The organism is Elioraea sp., assembly GCF_022842375.1.
GTDB lineage: Bacteria > Pseudomonadota > Alphaproteobacteria > Acetobacterales > Acetobacteraceae > Elioraea_A.
Map to the genome: position 1 here is coordinate 23,359 of NZ_JALHPR010000017.1, position 17,471 is coordinate 40,829.

The 17,471-nt window shown below is 69.4% G+C and carries 15 protein-coding genes; 7 read left to right on the forward strand and 8 right to left on the reverse strand.

Going from position 1 to position 17,471, the window contains the following annotated elements; genetic code table 11:
- Positions 1–93 precede the first annotated feature (93 nt).
- Positions 94–750, reverse strand: coding sequence for a hypothetical protein (locus Q0C38_RS14695; RefSeq protein WP_291297855.1), 657 nt, complete (start codon positions 748–750; stop codon positions 94–96).
- Positions 751–1,170: 420 nt separating this feature from the next.
- On the opposite strand from Q0C38_RS14695, the gene Q0C38_RS14700 reads away from it, so the two are divergent.
- On the forward strand, positions 1,171–1,911 hold the full coding sequence (locus Q0C38_RS14700) for a Crp/Fnr family transcriptional regulator (RefSeq protein WP_291297856.1): 741 nt from the start codon (positions 1,171–1,173) through the stop codon (positions 1,909–1,911).
- Between the two features lie 15 nt (positions 1,912–1,926).
- Here the strand turns inward: Q0C38_RS14700 and Q0C38_RS14705 are convergent, their stop codons facing one another.
- The 3 genes from Q0C38_RS14705 to Q0C38_RS14715 form a co-directional block, all read right to left on the reverse strand.
- Positions 1,927–3,027, reverse strand: coding sequence for a hypothetical protein (locus Q0C38_RS14705; RefSeq protein ID WP_291297857.1), 1,101 nt, complete (start codon positions 3,025–3,027; stop codon positions 1,927–1,929).
- Between the two features lie 295 nt (positions 3,028–3,322).
- Positions 3,323–5,128, reverse strand: a complete 1,806-nt coding sequence (gene lepA, locus Q0C38_RS14710; RefSeq protein ID WP_291297858.1) for a translation elongation factor 4 — start codon at positions 5,126–5,128, stop codon at positions 3,323–3,325.
- 118 nt (positions 5,129–5,246) lie between these two features.
- Positions 5,247–5,789 carry a TetR/AcrR family transcriptional regulator gene (locus Q0C38_RS14715; RefSeq protein WP_291297859.1) on the reverse strand — a complete coding sequence of 181 codons (543 nt, stop codon included), beginning with the start codon at positions 5,787–5,789 and terminating at the stop codon, positions 5,247–5,249.
- A gap of 87 nt (positions 5,790–5,876) precedes the next feature.
- Here Q0C38_RS14715 and Q0C38_RS14720 point away from each other — a divergent pair, with 87 nt between their 5' ends.
- The 6 genes from Q0C38_RS14720 to phnE all read left to right on the forward strand — a co-directional run bounded on the left by Q0C38_RS14720 (position 5,877) and on the right by phnE (position 11,684).
- Positions 5,877–6,503 carry a glutathione S-transferase family protein gene (locus Q0C38_RS14720; RefSeq protein ID WP_291297860.1) on the forward strand — a complete coding sequence of 209 codons (627 nt, stop codon included), beginning with the start codon at positions 5,877–5,879 and terminating at the stop codon, positions 6,501–6,503.
- 10 nt (positions 6,504–6,513) lie between these two features.
- Positions 6,514–7,197 carry a cupin domain-containing protein gene (locus tag Q0C38_RS14725; RefSeq protein ID WP_291297861.1) on the forward strand — a complete coding sequence of 228 codons (684 nt, stop codon included), beginning with the start codon at positions 6,514–6,516 and terminating at the stop codon, positions 7,195–7,197.
- 76 nt (positions 7,198–7,273) lie between these two features.
- Positions 7,274–9,094, forward strand: a complete 1,821-nt coding sequence (locus tag Q0C38_RS14730; protein WP_291297862.1) for an IlvD/Edd family dehydratase — start codon at positions 7,274–7,276, stop codon at positions 9,092–9,094.
- Between the two features lie 109 nt (positions 9,095–9,203).
- A complete protein-coding gene (locus tag Q0C38_RS14735; protein ID WP_291297863.1) occupies positions 9,204–10,085 on the forward strand; it encodes a PhnD/SsuA/transferrin family substrate-binding protein in 882 nt (293 codons plus the stop codon).
- Positions 10,082–10,882 carry a phosphonate ABC transporter ATP-binding protein gene (locus Q0C38_RS14740; protein ID WP_291297864.1) on the forward strand — a complete coding sequence of 267 codons (801 nt, stop codon included), beginning with the start codon at positions 10,082–10,084 and terminating at the stop codon, positions 10,880–10,882. Before Q0C38_RS14735 ends, Q0C38_RS14740 begins: the two co-directional genes overlap by 4 nt.
- On the forward strand, positions 10,875–11,684 hold the full coding sequence (gene phnE / locus Q0C38_RS14745) for a phosphonate ABC transporter, permease protein PhnE (protein ID WP_291297865.1): 810 nt from the start codon (positions 10,875–10,877) through the stop codon (positions 11,682–11,684). The genes Q0C38_RS14740 and phnE overlap by 8 nt, the downstream gene beginning before the upstream one ends.
- Here the strand turns inward: phnE and Q0C38_RS14750 are convergent.
- Genes Q0C38_RS14750 through pheS form a run of 4 tightly spaced genes read right to left on the reverse strand, consistent with a single transcriptional unit; the run spans position 11,677 to position 17,460 of the window.
- Positions 11,677–12,705 (reverse strand): aldo/keto reductase, encoded by a 1,029-nt coding sequence (locus Q0C38_RS14750; RefSeq protein ID WP_291297866.1) that lies wholly within the window; start codon positions 12,703–12,705, stop codon positions 11,677–11,679. The genes phnE and Q0C38_RS14750 overlap by 8 nt on opposite strands.
- Positions 12,702–13,940: a peptidase T gene (pepT, locus tag Q0C38_RS14755; RefSeq protein WP_291297867.1), complete on the reverse strand. Its 1,239-nt coding sequence runs from the start codon at positions 13,938–13,940 to the stop codon at positions 12,702–12,704. Before pepT ends, Q0C38_RS14750 begins: the two co-directional genes overlap by 4 nt.
- 21 nt (positions 13,941–13,961) lie before the next feature.
- Entirely contained in the window at positions 13,962–16,385 is a 2,424-nt protein-coding gene (gene pheT, locus Q0C38_RS14760; RefSeq protein ID WP_291297868.1) for a phenylalanine--tRNA ligase subunit beta, read from the reverse strand.
- A gap of 1 nt (position 16,386) precedes the next feature.
- Positions 16,387–17,460 carry a phenylalanine--tRNA ligase subunit alpha gene (pheS, locus tag Q0C38_RS14765; RefSeq protein WP_291297869.1) on the reverse strand — a complete coding sequence of 358 codons (1,074 nt, stop codon included), beginning with the start codon at positions 17,458–17,460 and terminating at the stop codon, positions 16,387–16,389.
- Positions 17,461–17,471 lie beyond the last annotated feature (11 nt).

Genomic DNA, 17,471 nt, shown 5'->3' on the forward strand with positions numbered 1-17,471 from the left:
CGGGGGGGGGAGAGGGGACGGTGGGGTGGGATGTCGCGCAACACCATCCATCGCAGCGTCGCTCCGGCTACGACGGCGAGGACCATTGCGGCTTCATCCGGCTCTCGCCCGTGGCCGTCTGGCCCCCCGGGCACCCGCGAGGCCGAGCATGGCGAGCGCCGAGGCCACGAGCAGCGCCGTACCAGGCTCGGGGATGCGCGTGACATAGGTGTAGCTCGCCTCGAACGCCCGGCCGTCGAATGCGTTGATGTAGCCCGGCTGCCCTGGTTCGGGCTTGTAGAAGAACGTGGTGTCATCGGCCGTGATCTCGAAGAACAGCCTGTTGGCGTAGAAATCGAGCGGCGAGGATGGCGTGTCCGCCAGGCTGCCGGGTTCTCCGATACGGGGGAAGAACGGGCTGGAATAGACGAACACGCCCTGCGCACCGGGGGCGGAGTTGAAGCGCAGGATGTCGGTCGAGCTGACATCGCAGAGAGCGAGCGACAGGCACAGCTGGACATCGCCTGCGACCATGAGCGCTGGGTCGGATGCGTTCGCGATGAAGTAGCTGAGAACGGCCCCGAGCCCGCCAGGGCCCGGGTCGGGGCCGACCATCCCCTGGGGATACGGGTCCTGCAGTTCTCCCTGGAGGAAGAAGGCCGCCGTGCCGTGGGAATCGAACGTCCAGTGCAAGCGCTCGGAAGCCTGTGCGGGTGCGTTGAGCGAGAGGGCGGCAAGCCAGAGGATCAGTGCAGCGGCGGAACGGAGCATTAGCGCTCTCCTTGTTGACCGCGAACGTTCCGCTTCTTCTAGGCTTTCCACGCCTGGGTTCCGTTGAGGTGGCTCAACGCGGCAGCGTCACGCCCCTCCCGATTTCGGCGCGCGGCCGCGCGCCGACCTCCGCGGCGGCAGCAACCGCAAGCGCTCCGGGCTGTCGAAATGGCAGATGTCATCAACCCGCTCGGCCCTGCAGCCGCGCGCCCGGGAGAAGGGAAGCGGGAGAAGGGAAGTGGGAAGGGGGACGGCGCGCCCCCCGTGCGCGGCTTTCCGGCCGATACCTCGCCGTCCGGGCCGCGCACATCTTTTCATGCGCGTGCACTGAGTGAATGACACACCTATGCAAGTGGAATTGTCCTGCGCTAAGGTCTTCGTAACAACGAAGACAGCGAATCAACCGGGTAGGACAATCCCATGGCAGTGGCGGAGACATTCCGCGTCGTTGCCCAGCGTATCGGTACGCTTCCCGAGCCCTGTGCGCATTGCGACGCCCGTGAGCGCAATTTCTGCGCGGCCCTCGACCCCGCGGAGATGGCCGAATTTTCGCGCGTGATGACCGAGGCGACCGTCTCGCCAGGCGGCATGCTGTTCCATGAGGGAACGCCGGCCGACTACGTGATGAACGTCACCTCGGGCACTGTGAAGATGTTCAAGCTGCTCGGCGACGGGCGGCGCCAGATCCTCGGCTTCCGGTTTGCCGGCGATTTCCTCGGGCTCTCCGCCGGCACCGACTATGTCTACAGCGCCGAGGCACTGGCCGAGAGCCAGCTTTGCCGCTTCCCACGGCGCAAACTCGATGGCCTGCGCGAGCGCTTCCCCGGCCTCAACCGTCGCCTGCTGGCGCTGTCGATCGACGAGCTGACGGCCGCGCAGGAGCAACTCCTGCTGCTCGGCCGCAAGACGGCCGAGGAGAGGCTCGTCTCCTTCCTCATCCTGTTGTCGCAGGGCCAGGTGCGCCGCGGCCTCCGCCCCGATCCGGTGACGCTGCCGATGACGCGGAGCGACATCGCCGACTACCTCGGCCTGACCATCGAGACGGTGAGCAGGACCTTCTCCAGCCTGCGAAAGAAACGTCTGATCGAGCTCGAGGACACGACGCACGTGCATCTCGTCGATCGCGACAAGCTCGAGGAGATGGCCGCCGGCTTCGCCTGACGGCCGGACCCGCTGCTACCTGATGAACACCTGCACTTCGGTCGCCGGCACGTCGCGGCGGGTGGCGGCGGAGAGGATCACCCTCTCCGACGGCAAGCCCATCTCGACCAGCGCGCGGGCAACGCCCTCTGCCTGGCGGCGTGCCTCCGAGGCTGCACGCGCCTGGTCAGCCGGCTCGCCGCGAGCAGGCGCGATGCCGACGAGCTCGAACGCGACACCCGGGTTCCGATCGAGCGCCGATGACACGGCCTCGTAGAGCGGCTGGCGATAGGCAACGTCAGGCCTGTCGAAACGGATCGTCACGAGGGGCCGCCGCGTCGCCGCGGCCGGGGCGGGCCTGGGCTGCAGCGCCGGCGAGGTGGCGATCCGCTGCGACAGCGGCGCGCCGAACATCCTGCCCGAGTTGATCGCAAGCCCGAGCGAGCCAATCGTCCGCCGTTCCGAGGCCACGGCGGCCGACTGGCGGCTGATATCGTCGGTGATCTCGTTCAGCAGGCGGTCGATCGTCACGATGGTGCGGGAGGTATCGTCCTCGAGCGCATCGAGGTTGCGGTGATCCTGGTCGATGCCGCCCGAGAGCCGGAAGGCGGAGCGGATCGAGTTTTGAAGGAAGCCGGCTGAGGAGGCGTTGGAGGCGACGCGCGTCGAGAGGCCGGAGAGCCGCGAGAGGTTCTGGTCGAGCTGGCCCAGCAGCCCCTGCGCCTCGTTGAGCTGGGCGATCAGCTCGGGGTTGCCGGGTGTGGTGCCGACCTGCAGGCGTGCGGTGACGTTGCCGACGAGCGTCTGGTACCGCGCGGTCTGGTCGGCCATCGCGGCGCGGACGACGCGGAATTCCTGCGCATTGTCGACCACGCCGCCCTTCAGCGAGCCGAGATCGGAACCGAGCTGCTGCACCCGGCCATCCACCACGGTTCCGGTCGGCACGAGCCGTGGCGGGGTGGCGGAGAGGGTGCCGGCATCGGCCGGCAGCGGCGCTGGGGTGAGCTGCTGCCCGCCCTGGAACTGGGCGCACGCAGCAAGACCGACCAGGAGGACGAGGGCGGCGGCGAGGCGTTCCGCACGGACGCGGGCGCGGCCATGCTTCTGGGCGGCATCCAGGGGGCTGCGCGCATGCATCGTGTCGTTCTGGTCCCCGTCGCGTGCGTGAAGCTCAATCGGAGGCGGGTGTAGCTGCGAGGTTTTTCTCTAGCACCTGCTGCGCGGAGGGGTCGAGGGGGGACGAGGCGAGTCGCGGCCCCTCGGGTCGTCGCAGGTCAGGCGCTGCGTGCCTGAGCGACTGTCGAACGGGGTGGTGCGGTGCCCTCACCCTGTCCCTCTCCCCCGAGGGGGAGAGGGGACCCTGGGGCGAGGTATCGCCGATGCGTCCCCTCTCCCGCCTTCGGGAGAGGGACAGGGTGAGGGGAACGCCGCCTCAGGCGTCCATCTTCAGCGCGGCGAGGAACGCCGTCTGCGGGATCTCCACCTTGCCAAACTGGCGCATGCGCTTCTTCCCCTCCTTCTGCTTCTCGAGGAGCTTGCGCTTGCGGCTGATGTCGCCGCCATAGCACTTGGCGGTCACGTCCTTCGACAGCGCGCCGATGGTCTCGCGCGCGATGATGCGGCTGCCGATCGAGGCCTGGATGGCGATCTTGAACAGCTGCCGGGGGATCAGCTCCTTCAGCTTCTCGCAGATCGCCCGGCCGCGCTTGTCGGCCTGGCTGCGGTGGGCGATGAACGAGAGCGCATCCACCGGGTCGGTGTTCACCAGGATCGAGATCTTCACGAGCTCGCTCTCGGCGTAGCCGTCCATCGCATAGTCGAAGCTCGCATAACCGCGGCTGATCGACTTGAGGCGGTCATAGAAGTCGAACACCACCTCGTTCAGCGGCAGGCGATACACCGCCATCGCGCGCGTGCCGACATAGGTGAGGTCGACCTGCTGGCCGCGCCGCTCGTTGCAGAGGGCGAGGATGTTGCCGAGGTACTCGTCGGGCACGAAGATCGTCGCCTTGATCCACGGTTCCTCGACGTGGTCGATCGTCGAAGGGTCCGGCATGTCGGCTGGGTTGTGCAGCTCGCTCATCCCGCCGCGCGTGTCGTGCACGCGGTAGACCACCGAGGGGGCCGTCGCGATCAGGTCGAGGTCGAACTCGCGGTGCAGCCGCTCCTGGATGATCTCGAGGTGAAGCAGGCCGAGGAAGCCGCAGCGGAACCCGAATCCGAGCGCCGCTGACGTCTCGGGCTCGTAATGGAACGAGGCATCGTTGAGGCGAAGCTTGCCCAGGGATTCGCGCAGCTTCTCGAAATCATCGGCGTCGGTCGGGTAGAGGCCGCACCACACGACGGGCACCGAGGGCTTGAAGCCGGCGAGCGCCTCTGCCGCCGGGCTGCGGTCATCGGTGATCGTGTCGCCGACGTTGCAGTCGGCCACCGTCTTGATGCCGGCGGTGATGTAGCCCATCTCGCCGGGGCCCAGATCGTCGACCGTGATCATCTTGGGCGAGAACACGCCGACGGCCTCGACCGTGTGCACGGCCCCCTTGCTCATGAAGCGGATGCGCTGGCCGCGCTTCAGGCGCCCATCCTTCACGCGCACGAGGATGACGACGCCGAGATACGCATCGTACCAGCTGTCGACCAGCAGCGCCTTGGTCGGCGCATCGGCAACGCCCTTGGGCGGCGGCAGGCGGGTGACGAGCGCCTCCAGCACATCGCCGATGCCGTGTCCTGTCTTGGCGCTGATCATCACCGCGTCCTCGGTGTCGAGGCCGATCACCTCCTCGATCTGCGCCTTCACGCGATCGGGCTCCGCCGCCGGCAGGTCGATCTTGTTCAGCACCGGCACGATCTCGTGGCCCGCGTCGATCGCCTGGTAGACGTTGGCGAGCGTCTGCGCCTCCACCCCCTGCGAGGCATCGACGACCAGGAGAGAGCCTTCGCAGGCCGCGAGGCTGCGGCTCACCTCGTAGGCGAAGTCAACATGGCCTGGCGTGTCCATCAGGTTCAGGACGTAGGTGTTGCCATCCTTCGCCGGGTAGGTGAGGCGGACGGTCTGTGCCTTGATGGTGATGCCGCGCTCGCGCTCGAGCTCCATGTTGTCGAGCACCTGGTCCTTCATCTCGCGGTCGGTCAGCGCGCCGCAGGCCTGGATCAGCCGGTCGGCCAGGGTGGATTTCCCATGGTCGATATGCGCGATGATCGAGAAATTGCGGATGCGTGAAAGCGGCGTGTCGGTCATCGGTGCCTGCTGGTCGGGGCGGGCCTGAGTGCCGCTGCCCCCTACGCCTTCCACTTAGGGCAGATGGCCCGGAAGTCAAAGTGCTACCGCGTGGCGCCCTGCCCCGGCATGCCGTCACCTAGCCGCGCTGGTCGAGTGCCTGCGCAACCCGCGCGGCGGCGCGGCCCAGCGTTGCCGCATCGTCGCGCGCGACCGCGAGCACCATCGCACCCTGGAGTGCCGCGATCGCGAACTCCGCGTCTTCGGCGCTGCCGAGGGCTTCGGTGGCCCAGCCGACCAGGCGCTCGTAGAAGGCCGCGACGGCGGCGGCGACAGGCTCCGGCAGGTCACGGCGTGCGGCGCCGAGCATGGCGCAGAGGCAGGCAGCGCCCGTTGCAGCCCCCGTGCTGCCGAAGCCTGCCATGTAGGCGCCGATCAGCCTGTCGCGCGCATCCGCACCAGAGGGCGGGCCCAGCGCGTCGATGAAGCGGTCGGCGTAGCGGTCAACCAGGGCGCGGCCAAGATCGGCCTTCTGCGCGAAGTAGTAGTGAACGCTCGCACTCCTGATCCCGACATCGGCTGCGAGGTCGCGGAACGAGGCGGCGGCGAATCCGCCGCGCCGCACCCGCCGCTCTGCGGCATCGAGGATGCCATCGACTGTCTCTGACCGCGCCGCGCTCATGAAGTGACTATCTATCAGCCGATAGGTGTTGACAAGAAACCCGCTGGCTGTCCTCATCTATCTATCGATAGACAGGGAGTGCGAGCAGTGCAGATCCATGAGTTCAAGGGCTTCCCCAACCCCGCGCGTGTGCGCATGGCGCTGGCCGAGAAGGGCCTGTTCGATGCTGCCTCCTTCGTCCAGGTCGACGTGCCTGGCGGAGCGCATCGCGAGCCTGCGTATCTCGCGATCAATGACCAGGGCGTGGTGCCCAGCCTCGTGCTCGACGATGGCACGGTGATCTGCGAGTGCACCGCCATCACCGAGTATCTCGACCACCTTGCAGGGGACCCTGTGCTGACCGGCCGTGGGGCGAAGGAGCGGGCGATGATCCACATGGTGCAGCGCCGCGTCGAGGCCGGCTTCCTCGATGCGGTGGCGACCTATTTCCACCATGCCACGCCAGGCCTCGGCCCGCTGATCGAGACGCACCAGAACCCTGTCTGGGGCGAGCGCCAGCGCGAGCGGGCCATCGCCACCATGCATTGGATGGAGCAGCGCCTTGCCGCCAGCGACTACTTGGTGATGGACCGGTTCACCATCGCCGACATCACCGCCTTCGCCGGCTTCGCTTTCGCCGGCTTCGCCGCCATCCCGATCCCCGATGCCTGCCCGCGGCTTGCCGCGTATGCCGAGCGGCTGCGCGCGCGGCCGTCGGCCGCCGTTGCCGCATGAGGTCCGTACGATGAACCTCAACGCGGATTTCACCCTCCGCGCGGCGGTGCATGGCGCGGCGAGCCCCTGGGTTGCCTCGCCGACCGTGGGCGTTGACCGCCGCATGCTCGACCGCATTGGCGGGGAGGTCGCGCGCGCGACCTCCATCGTCCGCTACGCGCCGGCGAGCCGCTTTCCCGCCCACACCCATGGCGGCGGCGAGGAGTTCCTGGTGCTCGAGGGGGTGTTCCAGGATGAGCATGGCGACTTCCCCGCCGGCACCTATGTCCGCAACCCGCCGACCTCGCGGCACATGCCGGGCTCCGATCCGGGCTGCGTCATCCTCGTGAAGCTCTGGCAGTTCGACACCGACGACCGCACCCAGCTGCGCATCGACACGACCCGGCTGGAGGTCTTCCCCGATCCTGCGCGCCCCGGGGTCGAGGCTGCCTCGCTGTTCCGCGACGGCCGCGAGGCGGTGCGCATGGAACGGTGGCTGCCGGATCGCGAGATCCGCATCGATGCCGAAGGCGGGGCGGAGGTGTTCGTGCTCGAGGGCGGTTTCAGCGAGGGCGGGGAGACGTTCGGCCCCCATGGCTGGCTCCGCCTTCCAGCGGGGGCCGACGGGGTAGCGCGGGTCGGCGCCAAGGGCGCGCGCGTCTGGATCAAGACTGGCCATCTCCGCGAGGGCCTGCTGAACCCGCCCCCTGGCTGAGGGGCGCGGCATCGGTTGACTTGGTCGCCCATCGCCACGAGCCTTGCCGCAAACGACGCGGGAAGGAAACGGGGCGATGGGCGAGCACGGCGGCCAGCACAGCAGTGGCAAGGGCGGCAACGGCGCGACACGGCGGCTTCGCTCGCGCGAGTGGTTCGACGATCCGCACGACCCGGCCATGACCGCCCTCTACATCGAGCGCTACCTGAACTACGGGCTGACGCGGGAGGAGCTGCAATCCGGCCGCCCCGTCATCGGCATCGCCCAGACGGGCTCCGACCTCGCACCGTGCAACCGCCACCACCTCCAGCTCGCCAGCCGGGTGAGGGACGGCATCCGTGACGCGGGCGGGCTGCCGATCGAGTTCCCGATCCACCCGATCCAGGAAACCGGCAAGCGCCCCACGGCGGCGCTTGACCGTAACCTCGCCTATCTCTCCCTCGTCGAGGTGCTGCACGGCTACCCGATCGACGGCGTGGTTCTCACCACCGGCTGCGACAAGACCACGCCCGCCTGCCTGATGGGCGCTGCGACCGTGAACATCCCGAGCTTGGTTCTCTCCGGCGGGCCGATGCTCGATGGCTGGTGGAATGGGCGCCTCGCCGGTTCCGGCACGGTGATCTGGGAGGCGCGGAAGTTGCTCGCCAAGGGCGAGATCACGGTCGCGCAGTTCATGGACATCGCCGCAAGCTCCGCCCCCTCGGCCGGGCACTGCAACACGATGGGCACCGCACTCAGCATGAATTCGCTGGCCGAGGCGCTGGGCATGAGCCTGCCCGGCTGTGCCGCCATCCCCGCGCCATACCGGGAGCGCGGGCAGATGGCCTACGAGACGGGGCGGCGGATCGTGGCGATGGTGCACGAGAACCTGCGACCATCGGATGTCATGACGCGCGCGGCGTTCGAGAACGCCATCGTCGTTGCCTCCGCCATCGGCGCCTCCTCGAACTGCCCGCCGCACATCATCGCCATCGCCCGCCACATGGGGGTGGAGCTCACGATCGAGGATTGGCAGGGCGTCGGCGCCGACGTGCCGCTGCTGGTCGATTGCCAGCCGGCTGGTCGCTGGCTCGGCGAGAAGTTCCACCGCGCGGGCGGCATCCCCGCCGTGATGCGCGAGCTTCACGCCGCCGGCCGCCTCCATGGCGGGGCGATGACGGTGAGCGGCCGGACGGTGGCCGAGAACCTCTCCGCCGTGGCCGAGCCGGATCGTGACGTCATCCGCGCCTATGCCGCGCCGATGAAGGAGAACGCGGGCTTCGTCGTGCTGTCGGGCAACCTGTTCGACAACGCGGTGATGAAGGTGAGCGTGATCGACCCCGAGTTCCGCTCGCGCTTCCTTTCCGACCCCGACGCACCCGACGTGTTCGAGGGCAAGGCCATCGTGTTCGAGGGGCCGGAGGATTATCACGCGCGGATCGAGGACCCCGCGTTGGGCGTCGATGCCCGCTCGATCCTCGTGATCCGGAATTGCGGACCGGTCGGCTATCCGGGCTCTGCCGAGGTGGTGAACATGCAGCCGCCGGCAGCACTCATGAAGCAGGGCGTGAACGCGCTGCCGACGATGGGTGACGGGCGGCAGAGCGGCACGTCGGGTTCACCGTCGATCCTCAACATCTCGCCCGAGGCAGCGGTGGGCGGTGGCCTGGCACTGCTGCGGACGGGGGATCGCGTGCGCCTCGACCTCAAGGCACGCCGCGTCGATGTGCTGTTGCCGGAAGTCGAGCTCGCCGCCCGCCGCGCGGCGTGGACGGCCCCTGACCTCGACCACAAGACGCCGTGGGAGGAGATCTATCGGTCGAGCGTCGGCCAGCTCGGCACCGGCGCCTGCCTCGAGCCCGCGACGCTCTACCTCAACATCGTCGAGGAGCGTGGGGAGAGCCGGCACAGCCACTGACGGGGCGGCCGGCACGGTGATCGTCATCGTGCTGCAATGAAACTGCCATCGCCGCTTCATCAGACGGCGACACACTCCCGCCCGCAACATGCTCATGGGAGTGCTTGGCATGACGATCGCCCTGCCGCGCCGGCTCGTCCTCGGCGCCTTCGCCGCAGCCCTGGCCACGGGAGCGCAGGCCCAGCCGCAGGCCACGATCGGCTTCGCCGTCACCGACGTGGCGGGCCTCGAAACCCTCCAGCGCGAGTGGACCGCGTTCAAGGACGAATTCGAGCGCATCACCGGCCTCGGCATGCGCTTCTTCCCGGTGAACAACCGCACCGCCGCCGTTGAGGCGCTGAGCGCGCGGCGGATCGACTTCGTGCTGACGGGCCCCGCCGAATACGTGGTGTTCCGCGTGCGCACCGAGGCGGTGCCGGTGGTGATCTTCTCGCGGCCCGATTACTTCGCCTCCGTCGTCGTGCGCGCCGACAGCCCGTTCCAGGCGCTGGCCGACCTGAAGGGCAAGCGCGTCGGCTTCGGCAGCACCGGCTCGACCAGCCGGCATCTCGCACCGATGCAGGTCTTCGCCGATTACGGCCTCGACCCGCGGCGCGACATCCAGCCGGTGAACCTCTCGACGTCGGTGCTGCTCGAAAGCCTCCGCCGCGGCGACATCGCCGGCGCGGGGATGAACCATTTCGATGTCGCGCGCATCCGCGCGCAGCACACCGATGTCAGCTACCGCGTGATCGGCCGTGGCCGCGACCTGCCCGACGATGTGCTGATCGCCGGCAAGCACGTTCCGGCCGAAGTGGTCGAGCGTGTGCGCCGCGCCTTCGTCGACCAGTCCGACGCGCTGGTGAAGGCCGTGATGGCGGGCGGCGGCGAGAACCGGAAGTATGACGGGATGCGCTTCCTGCACACGGTGAAGTACGAGGATTTCAACTACGTCCGCGCCATGTACCGCACCATCGGCCAGGCGCAGTTCAGCGAGTTCCCCGGGAATTGACGACGGCGACGCTTGCCGCCGACGCAGCCGCGCCCGCGGCGCGGAAGGCTGACCGGGGGCCGGTGGCAATCGCGGCAACGGGCATCGCCAAGCGCTTCGGCGCGGGGCCTGCGGTGCTTGAGGATGTCGACCTCACGGTGCATCGCGGCGAGGCCGTGGCGCTGATCGGGGCGAACGGGGCGGGGAAGTCCACGCTGCTGCGCTGCCTGCTGCGCCTGGTCGAGCCTGATGCCGGCGAGGTGCTGGTGCTCGGCGAGCGCATCGGGGCGCTCTCGCCGCGCGCGCTCCGCCGCGTGCGCACGCGCGTCGGCTTCGTGTTCCAGAAGCACAACCTGGTGCCGCGCCTTTCGGTGCTGAGCAACGTGGTGCATGGCGCTCTCGGCCGCGCCGGGCTCGCCGCGATGCACCACGCGACGGCACCGGCAACGCTGCGGGCCGAGGCGCTTGCCTCGCTCGACCGCGTGGGCCTTGCCCATCTGGCGCGCCAGCGGGCTGATACGCTCTCTGGCGGGCAGAGCCAGCGTGTGGCGATCGCGCGCGCGCTGATGCAGCGCCCCGATGCGCTGTTCGCCGACGAACCCGTCGCCAGCCTCGACCCCGCGGCAGGCGAGGAGGTGATGACGCTGTTCTCGGGCCTCGCCCGCGAGGCGGGGCTGACGCTGCTGTTCACGACGCACAACATGGCGCATGCGCTCGGCCACGCTGACCGCGTGATCGGGCTTCGCGCCGGGCGCATCGCGATCGACGCGCGCGCAGCCCCAGCCCTCGCGCCGCAGCTGGAGCGGTTTTTTGACTGACGCGCGAGCGCTCGAAGCCGCCGGCCTCCCGGCGCGGTTCGACAGGCCGGGCATGCTCGCCTTCCTGCTCTGGGTGGCAGCACTTGCCCTCGTCGTCTCGTCGTTTAACGGCGTCGGCTTCTCGGCGGCGGAATTCGTCAAGGGCCTGCCGCAGATGGGCCGCTTCGCCGCCGGCCTGTTCCCGCCGAGCCTAGACCGGATCGAGCCGGTGCTCTGGTCGCTGCTCGAAACATTCCAGATGGCGATCGCAGGCACCGTGATCGGCGTCATCCTGTCGGTTCCCTTCGCCATCCTCTCCGCGCGACGCCTTTCGCCGCACCCCGTCGTGCAGTGGTTGGCGCGCGCGCTCGTCTCGCTGTTCCGCACGGTGCCTGACCTGATCTGGGCACTGTTCTTCGTCGTCACCGTCGGCCTCGGCCCGTTCGCGGGAACGCTGGCGCTGATCGTCGACACGGTCGGGTTCTGCGGCCGCTTCTTCGCCGAGGCGATGGAGGAGGCCGATCGCGGGCCCCAGGAGGCGTTGTCCGCGCTCGGCGCGCGCAAGGGTGCCATCATCGCCTGCGCGGTGCTGCCGGCCGCGTTGCCGAGCATGATCGCGACCAGCCTGTTCAGCCTGGAGAAGGCCACGCGCTCCTCCGTCGTGCTCGGCCTGGTCGGGGCCGGTGGCATCGGCATGGAGCTCGAGGTCGCGCTGACCTTCTTCAACTATCCGGAGGCAGCGACGATCATCCTCGCGATCTTCGTTCTCGTGCTGATCGTGGAGCAGCTGTCGGGGATGTTCCGCCGGCGGATCATCACGTGAGGCGTGGTACGCGACCCTCCAGCGGATAGGCAGGGTCGTTGTAGCCTGGTGTCGAGGGGTGGCCCGCCGGCACCAGGCGATCGACCAGCGCCTCATCCTCGGCCGTCAGCGTGACGGCGAGCGCGCCCGCGTACTCGTCCCACTGATCGAGCGTGCGTGGGCCCGCGACGACGCCGGTGACCAGGTGGTTATTGAGCAGCCAGGCGAGCGCGAACTGCCCCGGCGTCGCGCCCTTCGCCTCGGCGCGCTCGGCGAACTTCTCCGCGATGTCCAGGCTCTCGGGCCGCCACTCGGTTTCCATCATCCGCTTGTCGCGGCGGGCGGCGCGCGAGCCCTCGGGCGGGGTGACGTTGGCGCGGTACTTCCCCGTCAACACCCCGCGCGCGAGCGGCGAATAGGGGAACACGCCAAGGCCCAGATGCGCGCAGGCGGGCAGGTGCTCGACCTCCACCATGCGGTTCAGCGCGTTGTAGAGCGGCTGGCTGACGATGGGCCGATCGATGCCCGCGAGATCACACAGGCGGCAGAGCTCCGCCACACGCCAGGCGCGCCAGTTCGACACGCCGACGTAACGTACCTTGCCCGCACGGATCACGTCCGCCAGCGCATGCACGGTCTCGGCGAAAGGCGTCGCGTGGTCCTCCTTGTGGAGGTAGAGAACGTCGATCACGTCGGTGCCGAGGCGGCGCAGGCTTGCCTCCACCTCAGCGATGATGTGCCGGCGCGACAGCCCGCGCGCGTTGGGGCCCGTGCCGGTCGGGTTCGCGAGCTTGGTCGCCAGCACCCACCAGGAGCGGTTGGCGGCGATCGCGCGGCCAACGATCTCCTCAGACCGCCCCTCCGTGTAGGTGTTGGCGGTGTCGATGAAGTTCACGCCGTTCTCGCGGGCGCGGGCGACGATCCTCACGCTCTCGGCCTCATCCGTCGCGCCGCCGAACATCATCGTGCCGAGACAGAGCGGAGAGACCATCAGGCCGCTGCGGCCAAGCTTGCGGTACTCCATCGCGGTCGCTCCCGTCACCGCTGCGCCCAGAGCTCGGCGAGCTTCAGGCACACGCGGGCCGATTCCTGCATGTCCTGCACGCTGATCCACTCGCGCGGGCCGTGGATCTCCTGCATGCCGGTGAAGATGTTCGGCGTGGGAAGGCCCATCTCGGTGAAGCGCGAACCATCGGTACCGCCGCGGATGGGCACGAAGTTCGGCGTGATGCCGCAGGCCTCGTAGGCCGCCTTTGCGACATCCACGGGCGTCATGTCGTTCTCGAGCCAGTAGCGCATGTTGCGATACTGTTCCGTGATGGTGCAGGTGATGCGCGCGCGCGGCTCGGTCGCCGCCACCGCCTCGCACACTTTCCGCAGCATCGCCCCGCGCGCCGCCAGCCCCTCGCGCTCGAAATCGCGGAGGATGATGGTGAGCTCGGCATGGGCAGCGCTCCCGCCGGCGAAGGCGACGTGCCAGAAGCCCTGGCGGCCCTCCGTCACCTCCGGCGTCGCGGTCGCCTGAGGCAGCGTGTCGATGATCCGCGCCATCAGGTGCAGCGCGTTCACGAGCTTGCCCTTGGCCCAGCCCGGATGGACCGAGACGCCATCGATCACGATCTTCGCCATGTCGGCGGAGAAGGTCTCGTAGACGAGCTCGCCACGATCGGCCCCGTCGAGCGTGTAGGCGACGGCTGCGCCGAGTGCCTTCGGAAGCTCCGGGTTCACGCCGCGGCCGATCTCCTCGTCGGGCGTGAAGCAGAGGCGGAGCGTGCCGTGTGCGATGCCGGGCCGGGCGAGCAGGTGTTTCGCCACCGCCATGATGATGGCTACCCCCGCCTTGTCGTCGCCGCCCAGCAGCGTCGTGCCGGAGGCGGTGACGATGTCATCGCCCGTGCGCGCGGCGAGGTAGGGCAGCTCGGTGGGCGAGAGCACCTGCGTCGGGTCGTCGGGCAGCGTGATGTCGCCGCCGTTCCAGCGACGGTGGACGATCGGCTTCACGCCAGCACCGGTGAATTGCGGCGTCGTATCGACGTGGGCGCAGAGCGCGATGGTCGGCGCGTCAGCGACCGTGCCCGGCACCGTCGCGAGCAGCGCGCCATAGGGGGTGAGGGTCACGTCCTCGGCCCCCATGGCGGTGAGCTCGCCTTCGAGCAGGTGCAGCAGGTCATACTGCTTCGCGGTCGAGGGCGCGGTGGGGGAGGCAGCGTCGCTCTCGGTATCGATGCGGCAGTAGCGGACGAGCCTGTCCTCTAGCTCAGCCGTGAAATCGACCATGCATCCCTCCCGTTTTGCTGCTTAGCCGCGCAGGACCGCCCCCGTCGCCTTGGCCACGGCCGCGATCACCTTCTGGCCCACCGCGTCGATCTCGGCCTCCGTAAGCGTGCGCTCGCGCGGCTGCAGCGTCACGGCGATGGCGAGGCTCTTCTTCCCCTCGCCGATCGCTGGGCCGCGGAACACGTCGAACAGCGCCACGCTCTCGATCAGCACACGCTCGGCCCCCTTGGCGGCGCGCAGCACGGCATCGGCGGCCACATCCTCGGCCACCACGAAGGCGAAGTCGCGCACCAGCGGCTGGAAGGCCGACAGGCTCGGGTTGCCGCGGCGCTTCTTCTTCGGCTCCGGCACCCCCAGGAGGTCAAGCTCGAACGCAGCGACGGGGCCCGGGAGATCGAGCGCGGCAAGCACGCGCGGATGCAGCTCGCCGAACGTGCCGAGGATGGTCTTCGGCCCGAAGCGCAGCGTGCCTGAACGGCCAGGGTGGAACCAGGCGGGCGCATCGGCCGTCACCTGCACGGCATCGAGGTTCATGCCAAGCGCGGAAAGAACCGCCAGCGCATCGGCCTTCGCGTCCATCGCATCGGGGCTGCGCGCGGGCGCTGCCCAGTGCCGTGGCGAGGCGCCGGCGCGAAGCCCGGTGGCCGCCAGCGTCTGCTCACCCGATTCCCCGCCCGAGAACACGGGGCCCGTCTCGAACAGCGCGACCTCGGCCAGGCCGCGCGCTGCGTTGCGCGCGGCGGCGGCGGCGAGGTTGGGGATGATCGAGGGGCGCATCGCATCGAGGTCGGATGCGATGGGGTTGGCGAGCATGCGCGCATCGTCGCCGCCGCCGAAAAGCTGCGCGGTCGCGCGCGGCATGAAGCTGAAGCTCACCGCCTCGACCATGCCGCGGCCGGCCAGCACGCGGCGCGCGGCGATCGCGCGGCCCATCGCCGGGGTCACGGCAACCGCCGGCACGGTGCGCGCCCGGCCATCGGCATCGGTCAGCGGCGGCATCGGCGCCGGCGTGATGGTGTCGAGGCCGATGATGCGAAGCACCTCCTCGATCAGGTCGTACTCTGCCTGCGGATCCGGCTCGCCCGCGCAATCGTTGCGCCATGAGGGAACCGCGACGACGAGCTTCTCCGCATCGCGCGCGGTCGCGCGGAAGCCGAGGCGATCGAGGATGCGCACCACCTCATCGGGCGGAACGTCATGCCCGCCGAACGAGGCGAGGCGGGCGAGGCGCAGCGTCGCGGTGCGATGCCAGGCGGGCTCGCCGCCCGCGCGCACGACCTCCGAGGCTTCGCCGCCGCAGAGATCGAGGATCATCCGCGTCGCGGCCTCGGTCGCTGCTTCCATCAGCCCGGCATCGATGCCGCGTTCGAAACGATAGCGCGCATCGGTCTGTGTGCCGAGGCGGCGGCCGGAATTGGCGATCGCCACGGGGTCGAACAGCGCGACCTCGAGGAACACCTCGGTCGTCGCCTCCGAACACCCCGTGCTCTCGCCGCCGACGATGCCGGCGAGCGCGAGCGCACCCGAGGCATCGGCGATCACCGTGTCGGCCTCCGTCGCCGTCACGTCGCGGCCATGCAGCCCGGCGAAGGTCTCACCCCTGCCTTGGCGCATCGTCAGCGTGCCGCCGGAGAGCTTGCCGGCATCGAACACGTGCAGCGGGCGGCCGATGTCGAAGGTGAAGAAGTTGGTGATGTCGACCAGCGCCGAGATCGGGCGGAGCCCGATGCTCTCCAGCCGCCGGCGCAGCCATTCCGGTGACGGACCGTTTGTCACGCCGCGGAAGTGGCGGCCGAGCACGAAGGGGCAGGCCGGTGTCTCGGTCACCCAGCGCAAGGGACTCGCGTGGGACGCCGGCACCGCGGGCGCCGACCATGGCTTCAGCGTGCCGAGTCCCGCTGCGGCAAGGTCGCGCGCGATGCCGCGCACCGAGAGCGCATCGCCGCGGTTGGGCGTGACGGCGATCTCGATCACGGGGTCGTCGAGCCCTGCCCAGGTGACGTAGGGAACCCCGACGGGCGCATCCTCCGGCAGGTCGACGATGCCGGAATGATCCTCGCCGAGCCCCATCTCGCGCGCCGACAGCAGCATGGCCTCGGAAGCCTCGCCGCGGATCGCGCCGGCCTTCAGCGTGATGCCCGTGCCGGGAATGAACGCGCCGGGGAGGGCCACCACGGCCTTCATCCCCGTTCGCGCGTTCGGCGCGCCGCACACCACGTTCAGGATGCGGCCATCGCCGCCATCGACGCGGCACACGCGAAGCCTGTCAGCGTTCGGGTGCTGCTTCGCCTCCACCACGTGCGCGATGCGGAACGCGCCAAGTGCTGCGGCACGATCCTCCACCCCCTCGACCTCGAGGCCGATCTGCGACAGCGCTGTGGAGATGCGCTCGACCGACGCGTCGGTGTCGAGATGCGTCTTCAGCCAGGACAGCGTGAACTTCATCTCAGGCAATCCCCGTGGCGGTCGAGGCGACGTCCTCGGGCCGGAAGCCCGTGGCGCGGAGCCAGCGCAGGTCGCTGTCGTAGAAGGGGCGAAGGTCGGTCAGGCCGTGCTTCAGCATCGCCACGCGCTCGATCCCCATGCCGAAGGCGAAGCCCTGCCACTCGCGGTGGTCGATGCCGCAATTCAGCAGCACCTTGGGGTGGACCATCCCCGAGCCCAGGATTTCCAGCCAGTCACCGCCCGCGCCGAGCTCGCCCGTACGGCGGTTCCAGCCGATGTCCACTTCCATCGAGGGTTCGGTGAACGGGAAGTAGGAGGAGCGGAACCGCACCGGCAGCTGCGCGATGCCGAAGAAGGCGCGCAGGAAATCGACCAGGCAGCCCTTGAGGTGGGCGAGCGTGATCGCACGGTCGATCGCGAGCCCTTCGACCTGGTGGAACATCGGGCTGTGCGTCGCGTCATGATCGGCGCGGTAGGTTCGCCCCGGCGCGATCACGCGGATCGGCGGTGGGCCGCCCGTCATGCTGCGGATCTGCACCGGCGAGGTATGCGTGCGCAGCACCTTCTCGCGCCCATCCACCGTGCGGCCGGGGAGGTAGAACGTGTCGTGGTCCTGCCGCGCGGGGTGGTGCTCGGGGATGTTCAGCGCGCCGAAATTCTTCCAGTCATCCTCGATGTCCGGCCCCTCGGCGACGGTGAACCCCATCGCGCCGAAGATCGCGGTGATCTCCTCCACCGTGCGGCTGATGATGTGGATGAGCCCTGGCACCTCTGGGCGGACGGGCAGCGTCACGTCGAGCCGCTCGGCCGCGAGCTTCGCGTCGAGCGCTGTGTTGGCGAGGCCGGCGCGGCGTGCCTCGATCGCGGCCGCGAGTGCGTCCTTGGCCGCGTTCAGCGCCGCACCGCGAGCCTTGCGCTCGTCGGCAGCGACCGCACCGAGGCCCTTCATCAGCGCCGTGAGCGTGCCGTTCTTTCCCAAGGCAGCGACGCGCACGGCATCGAGCGCAGCGAGATCGGCGGCAGTCGCGATGCGGGCAAGCGTCTCGGCTTCGAAGGTCGCGAGATCATCGGTCATGCGGGTCATGC